This window comes from Methylicorpusculum sp. (genome assembly GCF_030651835.1).
Taxonomy (GTDB): Bacteria; Pseudomonadota; Gammaproteobacteria; order Methylococcales; family Methylomonadaceae; genus Methylicorpusculum.
Genome location: NZ_JAUSBX010000113.1, coordinates 1 through 15,436 on the forward strand (window position 1 = coordinate 1; position 15,436 = coordinate 15,436).

General features: G+C 46.1%; 15 protein-coding genes. 4 read left to right on the plus strand and 11 right to left on the minus strand.

Annotated elements, in window-relative coordinates; genetic code table 11:
* Window positions 1-94: 94 nt before the first annotated feature.
* Window positions 95-2,419 carry a phosphoketolase gene (locus Q7V32_RS14940; protein ID WP_304897775.1) on the minus strand — a complete coding sequence of 775 codons (2,325 nt, stop codon included), beginning with the start codon at window positions 2,417-2,419 and terminating at the stop codon, window positions 95-97.
* A gap of 325 nt (window positions 2,420-2,744) precedes the next feature.
* Here Q7V32_RS14940 and Q7V32_RS14945 point away from each other — a divergent pair, with 325 nt between their 5' ends.
* On the plus strand, window positions 2,745-3,248 hold the full coding sequence (locus tag Q7V32_RS14945; protein ID WP_304897776.1) for a DUF1269 domain-containing protein: 504 nt from the start codon (window positions 2,745-2,747) through the stop codon (window positions 3,246-3,248).
* 184 nt (window positions 3,249-3,432) lie between these two features.
* Here Q7V32_RS14945 and Q7V32_RS14950 read toward each other — a convergent pair whose 3' ends face one another.
* Window positions 3,433-5,364, minus strand: a complete 1,932-nt coding sequence (locus Q7V32_RS14950) for a triacylglycerol lipase (RefSeq protein WP_304897777.1) — start codon at window positions 5,362-5,364, stop codon at window positions 3,433-3,435.
* Window positions 5,365-5,646: 282 nt separating this feature from the next.
* On the opposite strand from Q7V32_RS14950, the gene Q7V32_RS14955 reads away from it, so the two are divergent.
* A complete protein-coding gene (locus tag Q7V32_RS14955; protein ID WP_304897778.1) occupies window positions 5,647-5,904 on the plus strand; it encodes a hypothetical protein in 258 nt (85 codons plus the stop codon).
* A 15-nt stretch (window positions 5,905-5,919) separates the two neighbouring features.
* On the opposite strand, the gene Q7V32_RS14960 is transcribed toward Q7V32_RS14955, so the two are convergent.
* The gene (locus Q7V32_RS14960) at window positions 5,920-6,906 is read right to left on the minus strand and encodes a 2Fe-2S iron-sulfur cluster-binding protein (protein WP_304897779.1); all 987 of its coding nucleotides are present in this window, start codon (window positions 6,904-6,906) and stop codon (window positions 5,920-5,922) included.
* 15 nt (window positions 6,907-6,921) lie between these two features.
* Window positions 6,922-7,299, minus strand: a complete 378-nt coding sequence (locus Q7V32_RS14965; protein ID WP_304897780.1) for a group 1 truncated hemoglobin — start codon at window positions 7,297-7,299, stop codon at window positions 6,922-6,924.
* Between the two features lie 257 nt (window positions 7,300-7,556).
* Here Q7V32_RS14965 and Q7V32_RS14970 point away from each other — a divergent pair, with 257 nt between their 5' ends.
* Complete coding sequence (locus tag Q7V32_RS14970) at window positions 7,557-8,195, plus strand: metalloregulator ArsR/SmtB family transcription factor (protein ID WP_304897781.1); 639 nt, start codon at window positions 7,557-7,559, stop codon at window positions 8,193-8,195.
* 95 nt (window positions 8,196-8,290) lie between these two features.
* Here Q7V32_RS14970 and Q7V32_RS14975 read toward each other — a convergent pair whose 3' ends face one another.
* From Q7V32_RS14975 to Q7V32_RS14995, 5 genes are all read right to left on the minus strand, one after another.
* Complete coding sequence (locus Q7V32_RS14975) at window positions 8,291-9,337, minus strand: methyltransferase domain-containing protein (protein WP_304897782.1); 1,047 nt, start codon at window positions 9,335-9,337, stop codon at window positions 8,291-8,293.
* Window positions 9,338-9,483: 146 nt separating this feature from the next.
* Window positions 9,484-10,530, minus strand: coding sequence for an OmpA family protein (locus tag Q7V32_RS14980; RefSeq protein ID WP_304897783.1), 1,047 nt, complete (start codon window positions 10,528-10,530; stop codon window positions 9,484-9,486).
* A 334-nt stretch (window positions 10,531-10,864) separates the two neighbouring features.
* A complete protein-coding gene (gene cpsG, locus Q7V32_RS14985) occupies window positions 10,865-12,229 on the minus strand; it encodes a phosphomannomutase CpsG (RefSeq protein WP_304897784.1) in 1,365 nt (454 codons plus the stop codon).
* A 121-nt stretch (window positions 12,230-12,350) separates the two neighbouring features.
* The gene (locus Q7V32_RS14990; protein ID WP_304897785.1) at window positions 12,351-12,998 is read right to left on the minus strand and encodes a DUF2459 domain-containing protein; all 648 of its coding nucleotides are present in this window, start codon (window positions 12,996-12,998) and stop codon (window positions 12,351-12,353) included.
* A gap of 261 nt (window positions 12,999-13,259) precedes the next feature.
* Window positions 13,260-13,571: an EAL domain-containing protein gene (locus tag Q7V32_RS14995; protein ID WP_370691471.1), complete on the minus strand. Its 312-nt coding sequence runs from the start codon at window positions 13,569-13,571 to the stop codon at window positions 13,260-13,262.
* 190 nt (window positions 13,572-13,761) lie between these two features.
* Between Q7V32_RS14995 and Q7V32_RS15000 the strand changes: the two genes are divergently transcribed.
* Complete coding sequence (locus Q7V32_RS15000; protein WP_304897786.1) at window positions 13,762-13,956, plus strand: hypothetical protein; 195 nt, start codon at window positions 13,762-13,764, stop codon at window positions 13,954-13,956.
* Here the strand turns inward: Q7V32_RS15000 and Q7V32_RS15005 are convergent.
* Together Q7V32_RS15005 and Q7V32_RS20850 are read right to left on the minus strand one after the other, a co-directional pair.
* Window positions 13,941-14,666, minus strand: coding sequence for a Crp/Fnr family transcriptional regulator (locus tag Q7V32_RS15005; protein ID WP_304897787.1), 726 nt, complete (start codon window positions 14,664-14,666; stop codon window positions 13,941-13,943). The genes Q7V32_RS15000 and Q7V32_RS15005 overlap by 16 nt on opposite strands.
* Before the next feature lie 261 nt (window positions 14,667-14,927).
* Complete coding sequence (locus tag Q7V32_RS20850; RefSeq protein WP_322272817.1) at window positions 14,928-15,122, minus strand: DUF2934 domain-containing protein; 195 nt, start codon at window positions 15,120-15,122, stop codon at window positions 14,928-14,930.
* Window positions 15,123-15,436 lie beyond the last annotated feature (314 nt).

Sequence of the window (15,436 nt, forward strand, 5' to 3'; positions counted from 1 at the left end):
GGCGTCTATGAAAAGGGCGTTAAATTAGCCGCTGATCAGGTCCGTGAACTTGAGGCAAGACTGCAGCGGTCAACGGCTTTGAAATGGTGGGACATTACCATCTCGCCAAAAATGGTATTTTGAGAAACGCATCATCCCTTAGCTGAATGCCTTTTTCGCCGATCTGAGGCAATCGGTCGATGGTGTCCATTACCAGATGAAAGCGGTCCAGATCATTCAGTACTGTCATATCGAAAGGCGTGGTGATGGTGCCTTCTTCCTTGTAGCCACGCACATGAATATTCTCATGATTGGTCCGGCGGTAGGTGAGCCGGTGGATTAACCAGGGATAACCATGGAAAGCAAAAATGACCGGTTTGTCCTGAGTGAAAAGTGCATCGAAATTCGTATCACTCAAACCGTGAGGGTGCTCGATCTGGGGTTGCAACTTCATCAGGTCGACGACGTTGACCACCCGGATTTTCAGTTCTGGTAAGTGCTCATTCAGGATAGAGACTGCAGCCAGCGTTTCAAGTGTCGGCACATCGCCGCAACAGGCCAAGACCACATCGGGCGCATTAGTATGATCATTGCTGGCCCACTGCCAGATGCCGACGCCTTCTTTGCAGTGCTTGACCGCCGCGTCCATGCTTAGCCACTGCGGCGCTTGATACTTGCCGGCGATCACGACATTAACGTAATGACGGCTGCGTAAGCAATGATCCCACACCGAAAGCAGACAATTTGCATCCGGCGGCAGATAAACGCGCACGATTGCCGCTTTTTTGTTGACCACATGGTCAATGAAACCAGGATCCTGATGGGTAAAGCCATTGTGGATTTGGTTCCAGACGTGCGAGGCCAGCAAGTAGTTGAGCGAGGCAATGGGTTTTCGCCAAGGCAGCTCCGCAGTGATTTTTAACCATTTAGCGTGCTGGTTGAACATCGAATCAATGATGTGAATGAACGCTTCGTAGCAATTGAATAGCCCATGCCGTCCGGTGAGTAGATAGCCTTCCAGCCAGCCCTCGCACTGATGCTCGCTCAACATTTCCATAACCCGCCCGTCTTCAGCCAGAAACTCATCACTGTCCTGCGTTCGTGCATCCCACTGCCGATGGGTCACTTCGAACACAGCGTTCAATCGGTTGGATAGCGTTTCATCGGGGCCGAAGATACGGAAATTGCGTTGCGGCTGATTGAACTTGACCACATTGCGTAAGAACACGCCCAGTTCATGGGTATCAGCGGCGTTAACGGAACCGGGTGACGGCACATCAACTGCGTATTGTCGAAAATCCGGCATTATCAAATCGCGCAGCAGAAGACCGCCGTTGGCATGAGGGTTAGCGCCCATGCGGCGCTCGCCCTTAGGCGCCAATTCGGCCAGCTCCGAAAGTAAGCGGCCCGATTCATCAAACAGTTCTTCAGGACGGTAGCTCTTGAGCCAGTCTTCAAGCATCTGCAGATGCTCCGGTTGGCTGGCTGGATCAGACAGCGGCACCTGATGCGAGCGGAAACTGCCTTCGATTTGCTGGCCATCCACCCATTTAGGGCCGGTCCAGCCTTTAGGCGATTTCAGCACGATCATCGGCCAGCGCGGCCGGGTCAAATCACCACGGATGCGGGCATTGTGCTGAATGGTTTGTATCTGTTCCATCACTGTGTCGAGGACGGCGGCCATCGCTTCATGCATCAGCGACGGCTCATCACCTTCGACGTAGTAAGGTGTCCAGCCGCAGCCGCGCAGAAACTGATCCAATTCTTCAGGCTCAATCCGGGCAAAAACAGTCGGCGTGGCGATCTTGTAGCCGTTGAGGTGCAGTATGGGCAACACCACGCCATCGGTGAGCGGATTAAGAAACTTGTTGGAATGCCAGGATGTGGCCAGGGGCCCTGTCTCTGCTTCGCCATCGCCGACCACGCAAGCCACAATGAGATCGGGATTATCGAACACGGCTCCGAATGAATGACTGAGCGAATAGCCCAGCTCGCCGCCTTCGTGGATGGAGCCAGGACATTCCGGAGAGACATGACTGGGGATGCCGCCGGGAAACGAAAACTGCTTGAACAGCTTTTGCAGCCCCGCTTCGTCTTGACTGATGTCGGGATAGATTTCGCTGTAAGTGCCTTCCAGATAAGTGTTGCCGACCAGCGCAGGGCCTCCGTGGCCGGGGCCGGACACGTAAATCATATTAAGGTCGTATTGTTTGATGATCCGGTTTAAATGCACGTAAATAAAGTTCTGACCTGGTGTCGTTCCCCAATGTCCGAGCAGCATACGTTTAATATCCGAAAGCTTGAGTGGCCGTTTCAGCAGCGGATTATCGTAAAGGTAAATCTGACCGACTGACAGATAGTTGGCTGCGCGCCAGTAGGCATCGATGTTGGCAAGTAGTTTGTTTGACAATACTTGCTGCGTTACATTTTTGTTGTTCATTATTTATGCTCGTTTTTATTCAAGTTACACGTACATAAATCCAGAACGAAATAGAGGGTGTCAGGAATCGTGCAATGCCGTTTCTTAGGGGGAATCCCTGGTTTGAGGTCAATGACTTTTTAGAGTCTGACCCTGCTAAAAAACCTGCTAAACACGTTAAACTCAAAATCAGGCAAAGTCAGTTCGATACCGCACCTACAAGAATCGATAATAGAGCGCATCATAACCAAATAGCATTGAGACTTTTCCAGATACCGTATTTAGAAAATTATTAGCCGCAATTTTTAGTCTTGCGCTCGAAGAACCAAACTACATGGAGATCACTATGAGAAGAATTTATTTTTTAGCCCCGGACATTTTCACAACACATAAAATTATTGATGAGTTACGTGGAGAAGGCATCGAAGACCGGTACCTGCACATTTTGGCAAAACGGGACACGCCCTTGGAAGATATACCCGAAGCATCGGTATTTCAGAAAACCGATTTCATCCCCGCGTTGGAACGGGGTGCCGCACTGGGTGGTGTAACCGGTGTTTTGGCCGGCATGGTGGCTTTACGATTTGCCGGTTTTGCGATTGCAGGAGGGCCGCTTTTGGGCATTTTATTTTATGGCGCGACCATCGGCGCCATCATGAGCGGACTGGCAGGTCTTCAGGTGGGTAATTCAAAAGTTAAAAACTATGAGGAAGCTATTGAAGCGGGCCAATTGCTGGTCATGGTGGATATTCCAAAAGATCGCATAGACGCAATCAGTCAAGTGATTGTCAAACATCATCCAGACGCTAAGTTTGAGGGCATCGAACCGCTTTTACCGCCTTCTTACTAAAGATGTCGCCAAGAATAAGCTTTCCTTTGCAAAAGGGAGATTTGTTTAGCATCTTGACAGATTCCACCGGCGTTACTGCTTTTAAATTAAGGTCATAGCAAGAATGGATAGGTACCATTGTAGGAGCGGGGCATGGCCCGCTCCTACAAAAACGTTTAAATTATCGGCATAGCCGAGGGTAAATTTATTGCGTACTCAGTGCGCCCGTGTGTTCAAGCAGAATACGCCGAACTTCCTCAATAACTTCAGGCTGACCCTGGCAAGAATGGTTCCAGTTAACCACTTTCTCCGAAATCGCCTCGTCAATATGTGCACTTTGGTAAGCCACCACGCCGTCATCCCCTTCCTCCTTAGGCCCGTCTCCGCCCACGGCAATGATAGAGTGAGCCGGAATATGCGACGCTACAGGAATGGATGCCAGTGTTTTTAATCCCGGATTATTAGGGTTCATGTTATCAGCAGCTGTCGGTGGCCTGCGCAGTTTTGACAGCAATTTCTCGTCACCGGATGAGGCGGCAGCTTGAGCAAACCCACGCAACATGTTCTGAGGTAGAGTGACCAGTTTGGCGACCAATCCAGTCACCCACGCAGATGCGGCTGCCATTGCACCGTGATGCGGTGTCGAAATGAAGACAACCCGTTTTACAAATGGCAGGGGTTTAAAGAACAACGAGCGTTTTAACATCGCTTCCACATCAGGTGATACTTTAATTTGATCGAACGGTTTATCGCTTACCAGCTCCCAAAGGCGGTTGCCGGTATCGATAGCCGTCATCTTGGTCAGTAAGCCACCTTGGCTATGGCCTATGACGACCATTTGCTGCAAGGCAGAGTCTTTGTGATCGGGATCGAATTCATTGAGCGCATTTTCCAATGCAGATCTCAATACGCCAGCCGAATACGCTATGGGATTTGCCGAATCATAGATGAACACCCAGATTTGATAGTTTTCGCGGATTCTTTGATCGCCTTCCAGTTCATTGATCATTTCAGCCCAGCGTAGCGGGCTTGAGGCAGTTCCGTGCACCAGCACCAAGGGAATCTTGCCTTTGCGATAGGGATATAGTGTTATCAGACCATCATTGGCCCGATCTTTAGGGATGGCACCACTGAACAGGCCGCCCTTTATAAAATTAAGCAGCTCCAGTGAATAGATAGGGTTATTGTCGAGTTGATAAGCATAGGCCGCAGTCGGGTCGAATTCGAGAGGCAGTAATTGATCATCAATTTTAACGGAGGTTACTTGATCATTCGTGTAGAGTTCGAGGTGCCCTTTGATTTGCCCGCCTGCCAAACTGGAACGCGCATGTTCTAAGCGAGCGATTGCAGTAACCGGCACTTTGGTGCGTGGCCCTAATCGCTGCCAACCGATCACTTTATTCGACGAGGGTCCGCTGGAAATACTGGCCGCCAGGGTGGAGCCAATACCGGGCATCCGATAACGATTTCTGAAGCCGCGAACATTCAGGAACGCGGTCGAAATGAAGTGCTCTAATTGATAACCGCCCCAGGACAGTTCTCTGTCGTCAAAGCTTAAATTCAAGGTTCCGAATGGGAGTTGATAGGTGCCCGGTTTCAGTAAAACCTCAACCTCGTCTTCGTCGCTGTCATCCGGATCCGCTAAGCCTTGGGCAAGCGCATGATTATAAAGATCATAAGTCAGTCGGTAACGCGGGTCAGATGCTTTGAGCTGGACTCCATGGCCATCATCTGGAAACAGCAGCGACCAGGCATAAACCGCAGACGCCAGAAAGTAGGCATGATCGTCCGTATTTTGGGCATGTAACAAGGACAACTCCGCCAGAGCAAACAGTTTATCCTCATCAGCCGCCGGTTGAAGTTCTGCGTGAAGTTCCGCAAGCACTTTCTCCGGCTCGTTTTCAAATCGGTCCATAAGTCCATTACGCCTCAGCACCCTTTTTGTCGGTTCCGACGCCTGCCCTGCCGACAATACGTTTTGTGTATTCAACTGATAGCCGGTCTGAATATTTACCGGATCAATACCTACCGGTGTAGCACAACCCTCGATCAGCAACGCGAACAAACCAATCAAGAAAAAGTTTAAACAATCGGCAAGACGGTGTTTCTTGAGAGGCGAAGCGATAATTTTGGTCATAGACTTAAAGGTGAAATAGTGAATAGTTAAGGCTAAGTAAGCTGGATAATTCAGATGGAATCTTTAATCGTTTAAATGAAATAAGCGGCGTCATATTGATTAAGGAGTGATGCTCAATTCATTCAAAAAACCCATCTCTATATTACTTGAAAATGACTTGTTTTATCCGTAAAAACCAATGAACCGCCAATATTCTGCAAATTCCACTTGATCAGGGTACATATCACGTGTAAGCCAAGGACAGGAAGATTGATAATTACAATGGCGTCTGGATAACAGTGAATGACACTCAATGTATTCGGGCTAATAAACGAGGATGTCGAGGCAGGTAAGATTAAAAGACCCGGCTTGCCGTGCGTGAACAACAGGAAAAGTGGCCGTCAATTTTTAAAGGAATGGGATTGGCGATATCAAGCCTTATTTGATCGCACTGGCAATAGGGATTTTCAAGATGCTGTTTGGATTGTCGACTTAGCGCAAGCTATCATCCATGCCAAACCTGATTTTGTTTACTGTGCTGGTCATTTTTTACTTACCTGAGCAGATACACGAATTTTACTCTAGGGAGGATGAGGCCACATGAAATGCGTCGGAGTAAATGTCCTTCAGTGAGGCTCCGTTAAGATAAGCTTGGGTTTTAGTCTGATTAACCATATCCGGGTGACCGCACAGAAATACTCGCCAGCCTTTCAAATCGGGTAATGCGGCCATCGCAACATCGTTGGCGCGGCCTGTTGCAACGCCTTCCGGCGAATCACCACGCGATACGCAGGGCGTGTAATGGAAATTTTCATAGTTCTGCTGCAATGCCTGCATTTCATCAAGCCAATACAATCCATCCATTTCCCGGCTACCGTGATATAAATGTATTTGTCCGGTATGTCCTTGTTCCAGAGCCTCTTCTATGATGCCTGCCAAAGGAGCCAAGCCACTTCCTGTGCCTATCAGCAGCATATTTTGCTCCTGATTATCGGGTAAATAAAAACACAGACCCTGTGGGTCCGATACAGAGATATTGTCACCTATGTTAAGTTCTTGATGCACCCACTCACTGAAACGGCCACCGGCCAAACGGCGAATATGAAAAGTCAGTTTATGCGTGTGAACTTTGCTATTGGCAATCGAATAGCTGCGCATCAGGCCGTCTGAACGCTTGAGATTAACAAATTGTCCCGCATAATAATCCAGTGCGTCCTTGCACTGAATGGTCAGTAAAAGCGTTTCCTGATTAAGTAACACTTTACTGACCACAGTTGCTTCGGTAAAAAAATCAGCTTGATGACTTAAAGCGACAACCATGTCCTGACTGGGAAAACACAGACACGCTAAAAAATAATTCTGTTTACACAAAACATTTTTCAATCCTTTTTGTGAGTCTTCAGTAGGCATTCCTTCGAGGCTACGCATCATGCAAGACTGACAAGCCCCTTGACGGCAACTGTAAGGCACATCCCTGCCTTCACGTAACAGAGCGTCCAACACTGTTTCACCTTCATGGCAAACGGTAACCTGTTCATCCAGCGTTATGTGTCTTGAAGTCATGTCTGATTATCCGAATTATTTACCTAAAACGTCAGAACGAGTGCTTTCAGCGATTGCCGCCACTTGGGCTACCAGTTCCTCAGGTACTTTCAGTTCTCTTAAAGTGCCTGATAAATGCTCCATAACGGCATCAAAGTGGGAATCGTTTAAGCCCATTTTGACAAAACGCGCATGCGCAGTCCGCATGTCGGTTCCTGTGTAATTATTGGGACCACCAAAAGCCATGGTAAGAAACGCTTTTTGTTTAGCCGCTTGTTTTTCTATATCGGAATTATCAAAAAACCGGTTAATGCGAAAATCGCTTAACACTTTGCGATAAAAAATATCGACTGCCGCATTGACTGCTGCTTCGCCACCGAGTTGTTCATAAAGTGTTGGTTTTGCTTCACTCATGGGTCACTTCCTTCTCGTTATAATTAATTTTGTTAGTTTAAGCTTTGCTGCTCGAAAAATAGTTTAGCTTCGATACTATACTTATGCAATATTTATATTATAAAAGTACTTATTTTTGTTTATAGTATGCAAGCGTACTCGTAAAGCTAATCTGAAAAATTCCAGGTTCGAGCCAAAAAAGCCGCCTCATATTAACTTTAGAAGTTGACTGAAACAATCATTTACAATCAACACCGTAACGAAAACAGGAGCATTCAATGTCACAGGAAATGTTATCAAGACAAGATCAACTATTAGAATTGCTGCTGAATTCAAGAAAAGGTCTCAGTATCGAGGAAATTGCAACCCGGCTCGAAATATCCAGAAACGCTGTTAAACAACACCTGACCGGCCTTGAAAATAGCCTGCTGGTAAAAAAAGATACACTGAACAACACCGGTGGACGGCCTTCCCGTAATTATGTATTAACTGAAAAAGGCATTAATCATTTCCCTAAACAATATGCCTGGTTCTGCAGTTTGTTATTGGCGGAACTGAAAGATGAAATGAACGACGACCTGTTCAGGGCCTTCATGCGAAGAATTGCGGAAAAATTGGCAAAGACGCTAAAGCCGCAATTTATAGGGAAAAGCTTGGCAGAAAGAGCCGAACTTCTGGTAGAAATCATGCAATCTTTGGGTTACCACGCTGATTTGAGCTCAGGTCCTGTTAATGCTGAACCGGCAATCGAAGCGTTTAACTGCGTTTATCATGACCTGGCTCAACAACATCCAGAACTGTGCGAGTTCGATCGAACCTTGATGATGGCCCTTCTGGAACAACCCATTGAACAAACAGGCTGTATGGCTAACAATGACTGTTCATGCCTGTTCAAGATCAAACTCAATGCTGATTGAGGTTGCTTAAAACGGATGGTAGGCTTTTTTAGTCCCCGGCTCTCTCCTTTCTGATCGAAGAGAACCGCGGAAAAATTTTATGCGTTTTTATAGCATCAGCAACAGGATGCGCCCGACTCCAAAGAAAGGCTTTTATTCGGCGGCGCGCAATCAAACAGCCCAAAGTGAACCGTTTTCTCGCCCAATACATCAAAATGACCGGCATAGCGGCTGGCGCTGAGCATATCAGCCGTATTGCCGCACACTCTTAAAGGACGGCCGGTTTCAAAATGATGATGATCGTCCAGATCGAAAGCATGGGGATGATTAAGTATGCTGCCTTTATAGCAGGCAACCTGACCATAATCTTCGCAGCGATCTTCAAGCGCGACTTTAAATGCCCTGACCGTAACTGATCGAAAATTAACCATTCCAATCTTTTCGGCTACTTCTTCATCATCTAATGTGATCGGGCTTTCTTTAACAACCCTGACATCAGGACAGCCCAGATCTAAAAGCGTCCGTCTGAAATCTTCCCAATATAAGGCCCCTGCAAGGCACTCACCCAGTAAAACCGGATCCGTTTTTAGCGCAGCAGGAATGCGTCTGTCAGAATATACGTCAGAAAAATAAAGCTCTCCCCCAGGTTTTAATACCCGAAAGATTTCGGCCAGCACGCGCTTTTTGTCCGGAGATAAATTAATCACACAATTGGACACAACCACATCGATAGAATTATCAGCGATGCCCAATGCCTGTAAGTCCTCGATTTGCCCCTCAAGAAAGGTCACATTCGATTGAGCGTAACCGTATTGTTGGGCATGCCAGTCGCAATGTTGCCTAGCAACAACCAATTGGGCCTCCGTCATATCCACGCCGATGACCTTGCCGGTTTCACCGACCAAGCGCGACAACAAATAACAGTCGCGCCCAGTACCGCAGCCCAAATCCAATACCGTGCAACCATCGAGACCGGAAGGAAGCGGTGATCCGCACCCGTAGAAACGAGCAAGCACTTCAGGGTGAATATCTTTTAGATAAGGCCGCAGATACTGCGGAACTGCATCCAAAGTACAACAAGCGCTGGTTTTTAAGTCTTTTGAAGAGGTAAGAACCTGTCCATAATAATTTTGAACGGACTCGGTTATAGCGGTTTCTGTCATATCAACCTCGATCGGTTAGATAAAATAGTGAGGATATCACATAAAAATGGAATTATTATCCACTTGAAAAATTACTGTATCAGCCCTGACAAGGCAAAAAAAAACCCGCATAAAGCGGGTTTTTTTATTCTCAGGCTTGAAAAGAATTATTCAATCCAGACCAATTCAACACGACGATTCAGAGAACGTCCTGCTTCTGTTTGGTTTTCAGCAACTGGGCGATCAGGGCCGTAACCTTTAGCATGCATGCTGTCGGTAACGCCTTTAGATCTTAAATAATCCACTACTGATTGTGAGCGATGTTGAGATAATCTCACGTTATATTTATAACCACCTTCACTACTGGTGTGTCCTTGAACTTCAATTTCTTTGCCTTGTGGATAGGCTTTCAATTGTGAAGCCACGCCATCCAGAATTGCTTTAGCATTAGGTGTCAATTCAGCAGAATCATATTTGAAGTTAACGCCTTTCAATTCAATTTGAACCGGGCAACCTTGATAATCAACTTTGCTACCGGCCATTGTGCCAGGGCATTTGTCTAAACAATCGTTAACGCCGTCTGCATCAGAGTCGCGAGTAGAGCAATCATCTACAGCAGGAATCGGAGCTGGAGCTTCGTAATTGCTGGCAACTGCTTGTGGTTTTTCACCAAAAGGAACAACAAAACCGACGTTGACAGTCATATCATGAAACTCTTCAGTTCCTGACTGTAAATGAGCATTCAAGTTGTTGTTGTAACGGTAACGAACGTCACTGCGTAACAAAAAGTTATCATGCAGTTCGTAAGTGAAACCTGCACCAGCTTCACCGATGATAGTGGCTCCGCTCTCGCCACGGAATGAAGTATTCATGCCACCTGCACCAATTACAGCATAAGGTGAGAATTTGTCGCGGAAGAAATAATATTGAAGATCAGCTGTACCACCGGTCAAGTCCCAGCGACCACCTGTCTCGCTGTTAAAACCTTGGTAAAAACCTTTCAGCTCGACGTTGAAATATTCATTGAGCATCTTACCGAAGCCCATACCACCGCCCCAATCATCTTTGGCACCGCGATCACCGCCTGATTTAATGAAGGTTCCAAATGGAGCCACGTACCAGCGGTCATCGGTATTGTGATCATCTGCCTGCGCCACCGACGTTAAACCGATAGCAGACAACAAGGCCAAGGCCAATATCTGTTTCTTTTTCATAAAAAACTCCTAAGACGAGAAATTAAACACGTAAAAACCAAATTGCTCACTAACGGTTTTAAGCAACTAAACCCAGACGGCAATGTTGTAACGTCTGTCATTCTTAATGTTTTGCAAAACTGAATGTAAAGTAAGCGGATTAGCTCAAAAGCAAATGTGGCTATAAGCATACTTTTGTTGCATGCAGTATACACAACACAAGATTTTTGCGCAAAATTTAACTTAAAAAAAATGGTATTTTTATAGAAGCACTTGCTATCAAGAAACTCTAATGCAAAATTAATCATTAAAAATCAAGGTATTCTACTTAACATATCTAACGGACTAACTTATCTTAACTGCGCAACAGAGCTAATAATTCCTCGGTTTTTTCTTCCATCAAAACAGTATTGTGGCGTGATTCCACATTTAACCTGACCACAGGTTCGGTATTTGATGATCTGAGATTGAAACGCCAATCGGCAAATTCCATACTGACACCATCGGTTTCATCGACAATTAACGCACCCTTTTGGTAAAAATCTCTCACTTTTTGAATAGCCGCTTCGGGATCGGCCAGCTTGGAATTAATTTCACCGGATGAAGGATAGGCCGTAATTCTCTCAGCGACAGTCTCTGACAAACGAAGACCTTTCACACACAACAATTCAGCCACCAGCAACCAGGGAATCATTCCGCTATCGCAATAAGCAAAATCCCTGAAATAATGATGTGCGCTCATTTCCCCGCCGTAAACCGCATCTTCATGCCGCATCCGTTCTTTGATGAAGGCATGACCGGTTTTTGATTGCACAGGAATACCCCCCGTTTTGGACACCACATCAATGGTGTTCCAGGTTAAACGCGGATCATGGATAATCTTGGCACCTGGTGTTTTCTGTAAAAATGCTTCGGCCAGTAATCCAACGATGTAGTAACCTTCAATAAACTGCCCTTTCTCATCAAATAAAAAGCACCGATCGAAATCACCGTCCCAGGCAATCCCCATATCCGCATGATGCTCCAGTACAGCTCGTGTCGTATCGGCGCGACATTCAGGAAGTAATGGATTGGGGATACCGTTAGGAAAAGTGCCATCAGCTTCATGGTGGACTTTGATAAATTCCACAGGCGCATGCTGTTCAGCAAACTTTTTCTCCAAAGCATCAATTACGTGCCCTGCCGCCCCATTTCCGGCATTAACCACCAACTTTAACGGTTTTAAATTGCCTATATTGATATAGGTCATCAAATGATCAATATAGGCTTCCAGATGAGAAACGTGAGACAGGGTTCCTTTTTTAATCACCGGCCCAAACTGGTTTTGTTCAGCAAGCCGCTGAATTTCTCGTAGACCCGTATCGCCGCTGATCGGCTTAGCCTGATCCCTGACCAGTTTCATACCGTTATAATCCATGGGATTATGACTGGCGGTCACTTCAACTCCGCCGTCAACAGCCATTGATTGCGCGGCAAAATAAATTTCTTCAGTTCCGGTCATGCCGATATCAATAACATCCACACCGGCATCCATCAGCCCTTCAGCAAGCGCGATTTTTAAAGATTCGGAGGTTAACCTAACATCGCCACCTACAACCATCGTTTTAGCTTGTAAATACTCACCGCTTGCACGGCCAATCCGATAGGCAATGTCTTCATTCAACTCATCGCCCAAGCGCCCTCTAATATCGTAAGCTTTAAAACACGTTAAATTTTTCATCATGATGTCCTTAATTTGAGTTGGCCTATTTTAGGGTTACCGATAAAAATTTGTAAGAAAAAAGAATTAACTCAAGAGTCGACCAAGACACAAATGTGTAGTTACTAGAACGTTGACGCCCTTACTTTACCGGATCTGCAGCCTGATCTTGATAGGACCTGACCTGCCGCATGACACTGCTTGCACCCAGCGTTACCATCATTGGCTCCGGAATGCCTGCTTGAATTAATACCGACATAGCCCAGGTATTACAGTTATTAAACAGATGGTATTCGCCTTTTGCGGCATAAAACCGGCTTTTGCCATAAAGGCCACGCCCCAGGTCGATCAATTGGCCCCGCTTATCTCTGACGAACGAACGGTCTATGTGACTTAATAGCGCATTAAGACGGAGAGGGGAAATCCCGATTCGCAGGACCTCACTTCTTCGAAAATATACCCAGGGATCGTAATGAAGACCCGCAACATGCATGACTGAGTCGGTCGGGAACAACAAGGCTTTGATAGCCAAAAATAATGAAAACGATTCTGCCTGATAAAAAGCCTGATCGCCCCATCCGAATTCTATAAAGCGGATAGCTTTGTCGTCGAAAGCCAATCCGTCAATTACGTTAGCGACCGACTTGGCATCGATAACAATACCGGCATGCATACCATGATCAACCACATAAATCTCTATGCTGTCCGGCTCAGGTGTATGTGAGGCAACGGTTTTAGCACCACACCCCAATAAAGCGAGCAAAAGCAAGATTAAGACAATCTGTTTCATCATTATTTGATTATTTCAACATGGCCATGTTGATGAAAAAGGTGATTCAGGAAAACCCAGACAAACCGGGCTTTGTGTTGAACATTAATTACAAACCTGCTGCTCAAGCTTGTTTATGAAACCTCAAGAGGGGTATTTTAATCAATCACTCTGATTGATGAGCCTTCAAAAATACCAGCAAATCATCAAAAGGAAGGGGTTTGGCATACAAATAACCTTGGCCGATTCGCAATCAATCATTTTCAACATCGCTTCTTGCGCCTAGGTCTCCACTCTTTCCGCTATGGGTTTAAAACCCAAACTTTTGGCCATCGCCGAAATAGCACGAATGATCGTTTCACTTTCCGAAACAACGTCGGCATCTGCAACAAAGGATTTATCAATTTTGATAAACTCAACAGGCAGACGTCGCAGATAAATCAACGAAGAATATCCGGTTCCAAAGTCGTCACTTGCCGTATAAATGCCATAACGTTTCAACTTATTAAGCACATTAATAGCGTTTTCCAAATTACCGATGACCATGCTTTCGGTAATCTCTATGATCAGCGCACGCCCTTCGATTTGACAAATTCCCCCTGTTCAATGATAAGTCCGGTATGCTCAGCAATAGAAATGAATACATCGCGGCATCGGCGTTTTTGGTCAATGTATCAATATCCGCACCGTAAGCCGGGAAACGGGCGACGCCAATACTCACTCTTATATGAATACAGTTATCGTAATACCTTCGCTTGTGCAGCCTGGCGCTAATGGTGTTTCCTTGAAGCCAATCCTGGAGGTATTGACCATCGGAGGGGAAATCAACAAACTGGCTTCAAATATTTCTTTGGGGCGTGACTGGGCAGGCGTTCATTATCGCAGTGACGGTACAGAAGGCCTGTTGCTGGGCGAAGAAGTGGGCATTGCCATTCTTAAAGATTGGCAGCAGGGATGTTGCCGTCAGGCCCTATCCTGACAAAAGGGCCCTCCAACAAGACCTGTGAACCGATAAACCTGGCCGCGCCCTACTTTAGAGATTACCCCCTCGTCTTTCAACTCGCTGATGATACGAGAAAATGTTTCTCTTGAAGTGCCCAGCATAGAAGCCATGTCTTCATAACCAAAAAAACGGACGGTATCACTGTTGCCTCCGTTTATTTCCATCAGATATTTAATCAGGTTCAATGCTCTTGTTCGAACAGAGCCCGATGACAATTCATTTATCCAGCGGTCTGCAATCGTCAAGTGCTGTTCCCAATGGTCCATCACTTTTTCGTTAAGCCATGGTTTTTCCGCTTCAAGGTGTTTAAGCGTAGCCGTGTATATACGACACGCATCAACCTCCTGTAAGGCTATAGCGGTATGGCGATATGGTTTTTGCAACAGGGCTTCAAGCCCAACAATGGCGCCTGGACCCAGCACACGCAAGATACGCTGGGAACCATCGAATTGTGACTGAATCAGTTTTACGAAGCCGCTGCGAATTGAATAGACCTTGTTGCCCCGTTCGTCCTGATTGTAAAACAAGGTTTTTTTTGGATAACGAAAATTATCAATGGGCTCAAGTAGTTGATCAAAGTCCTCATCTTCCAAGCCTGAAAACAACATCGTACGACGAATACCGCACTGTTTACAGTCAGATCGGCCTAACCACTCAGGGTCGGCACATAAGGTACGAATACTCATTTTTTCATCAAAGGTTAACTAACCAGTTACTGGAAGATTTCTAAAAAGACTAAAAATCTCATCAGATAGCCTGATACATCTGATGCAAGGCTCACTTCTAATGAAATGGAATGGCGTAACCGAAACAAGCATTGCGGTCGATTCACTGGTTCCCTTTTAATCATTCATAGCGCTTGAACATCTTGATGGCGAGGTTGACACGTATTAATCAGGTTTACAGCGTAATTTTAACTACGCTTAACCTCGCCACTTTGAACAAAACTATTCCTCGAAAAGTTCCCTTTCGGCTTCCAACCAATCATCAAGTTCAGAGCCTGGATCAAAGCCTCTGTGCTCTGCCTTGTAATAGGCAAGTTCAGCAATCCTTGCCTCACGATTTGGAAAATCTACCGTATTAAGGGGCTGTTCAGGATCTGAACCCATTTCTGATTTAACTTTTTCTTCAATCGATGCCATTTTTCACCTCGCAATGATATTGATTTTTCGGGGATTTAAAGCCCCTGGACAACAAAACGAATCAGGGCTGATTATTGCGCCTTCCGCCAATAAAAGTAATCAGGGTAACTACTTATCCAAAACCAGTAACTCATGCCTCAATGCCGCTAAGCAATGAATGGATAGGCAGTAATCTACTCCCTTTTGATTGAAAAACCGTCTAAGAATAGAAGGTATGGGATGTGTCTATCGAGGACCGCCGTGAACCCCTCCATGGGGGCTTGACGGCAGCAATCCCTGCTGCCGACATCCTCGCTAGCCACACCCCATACCTT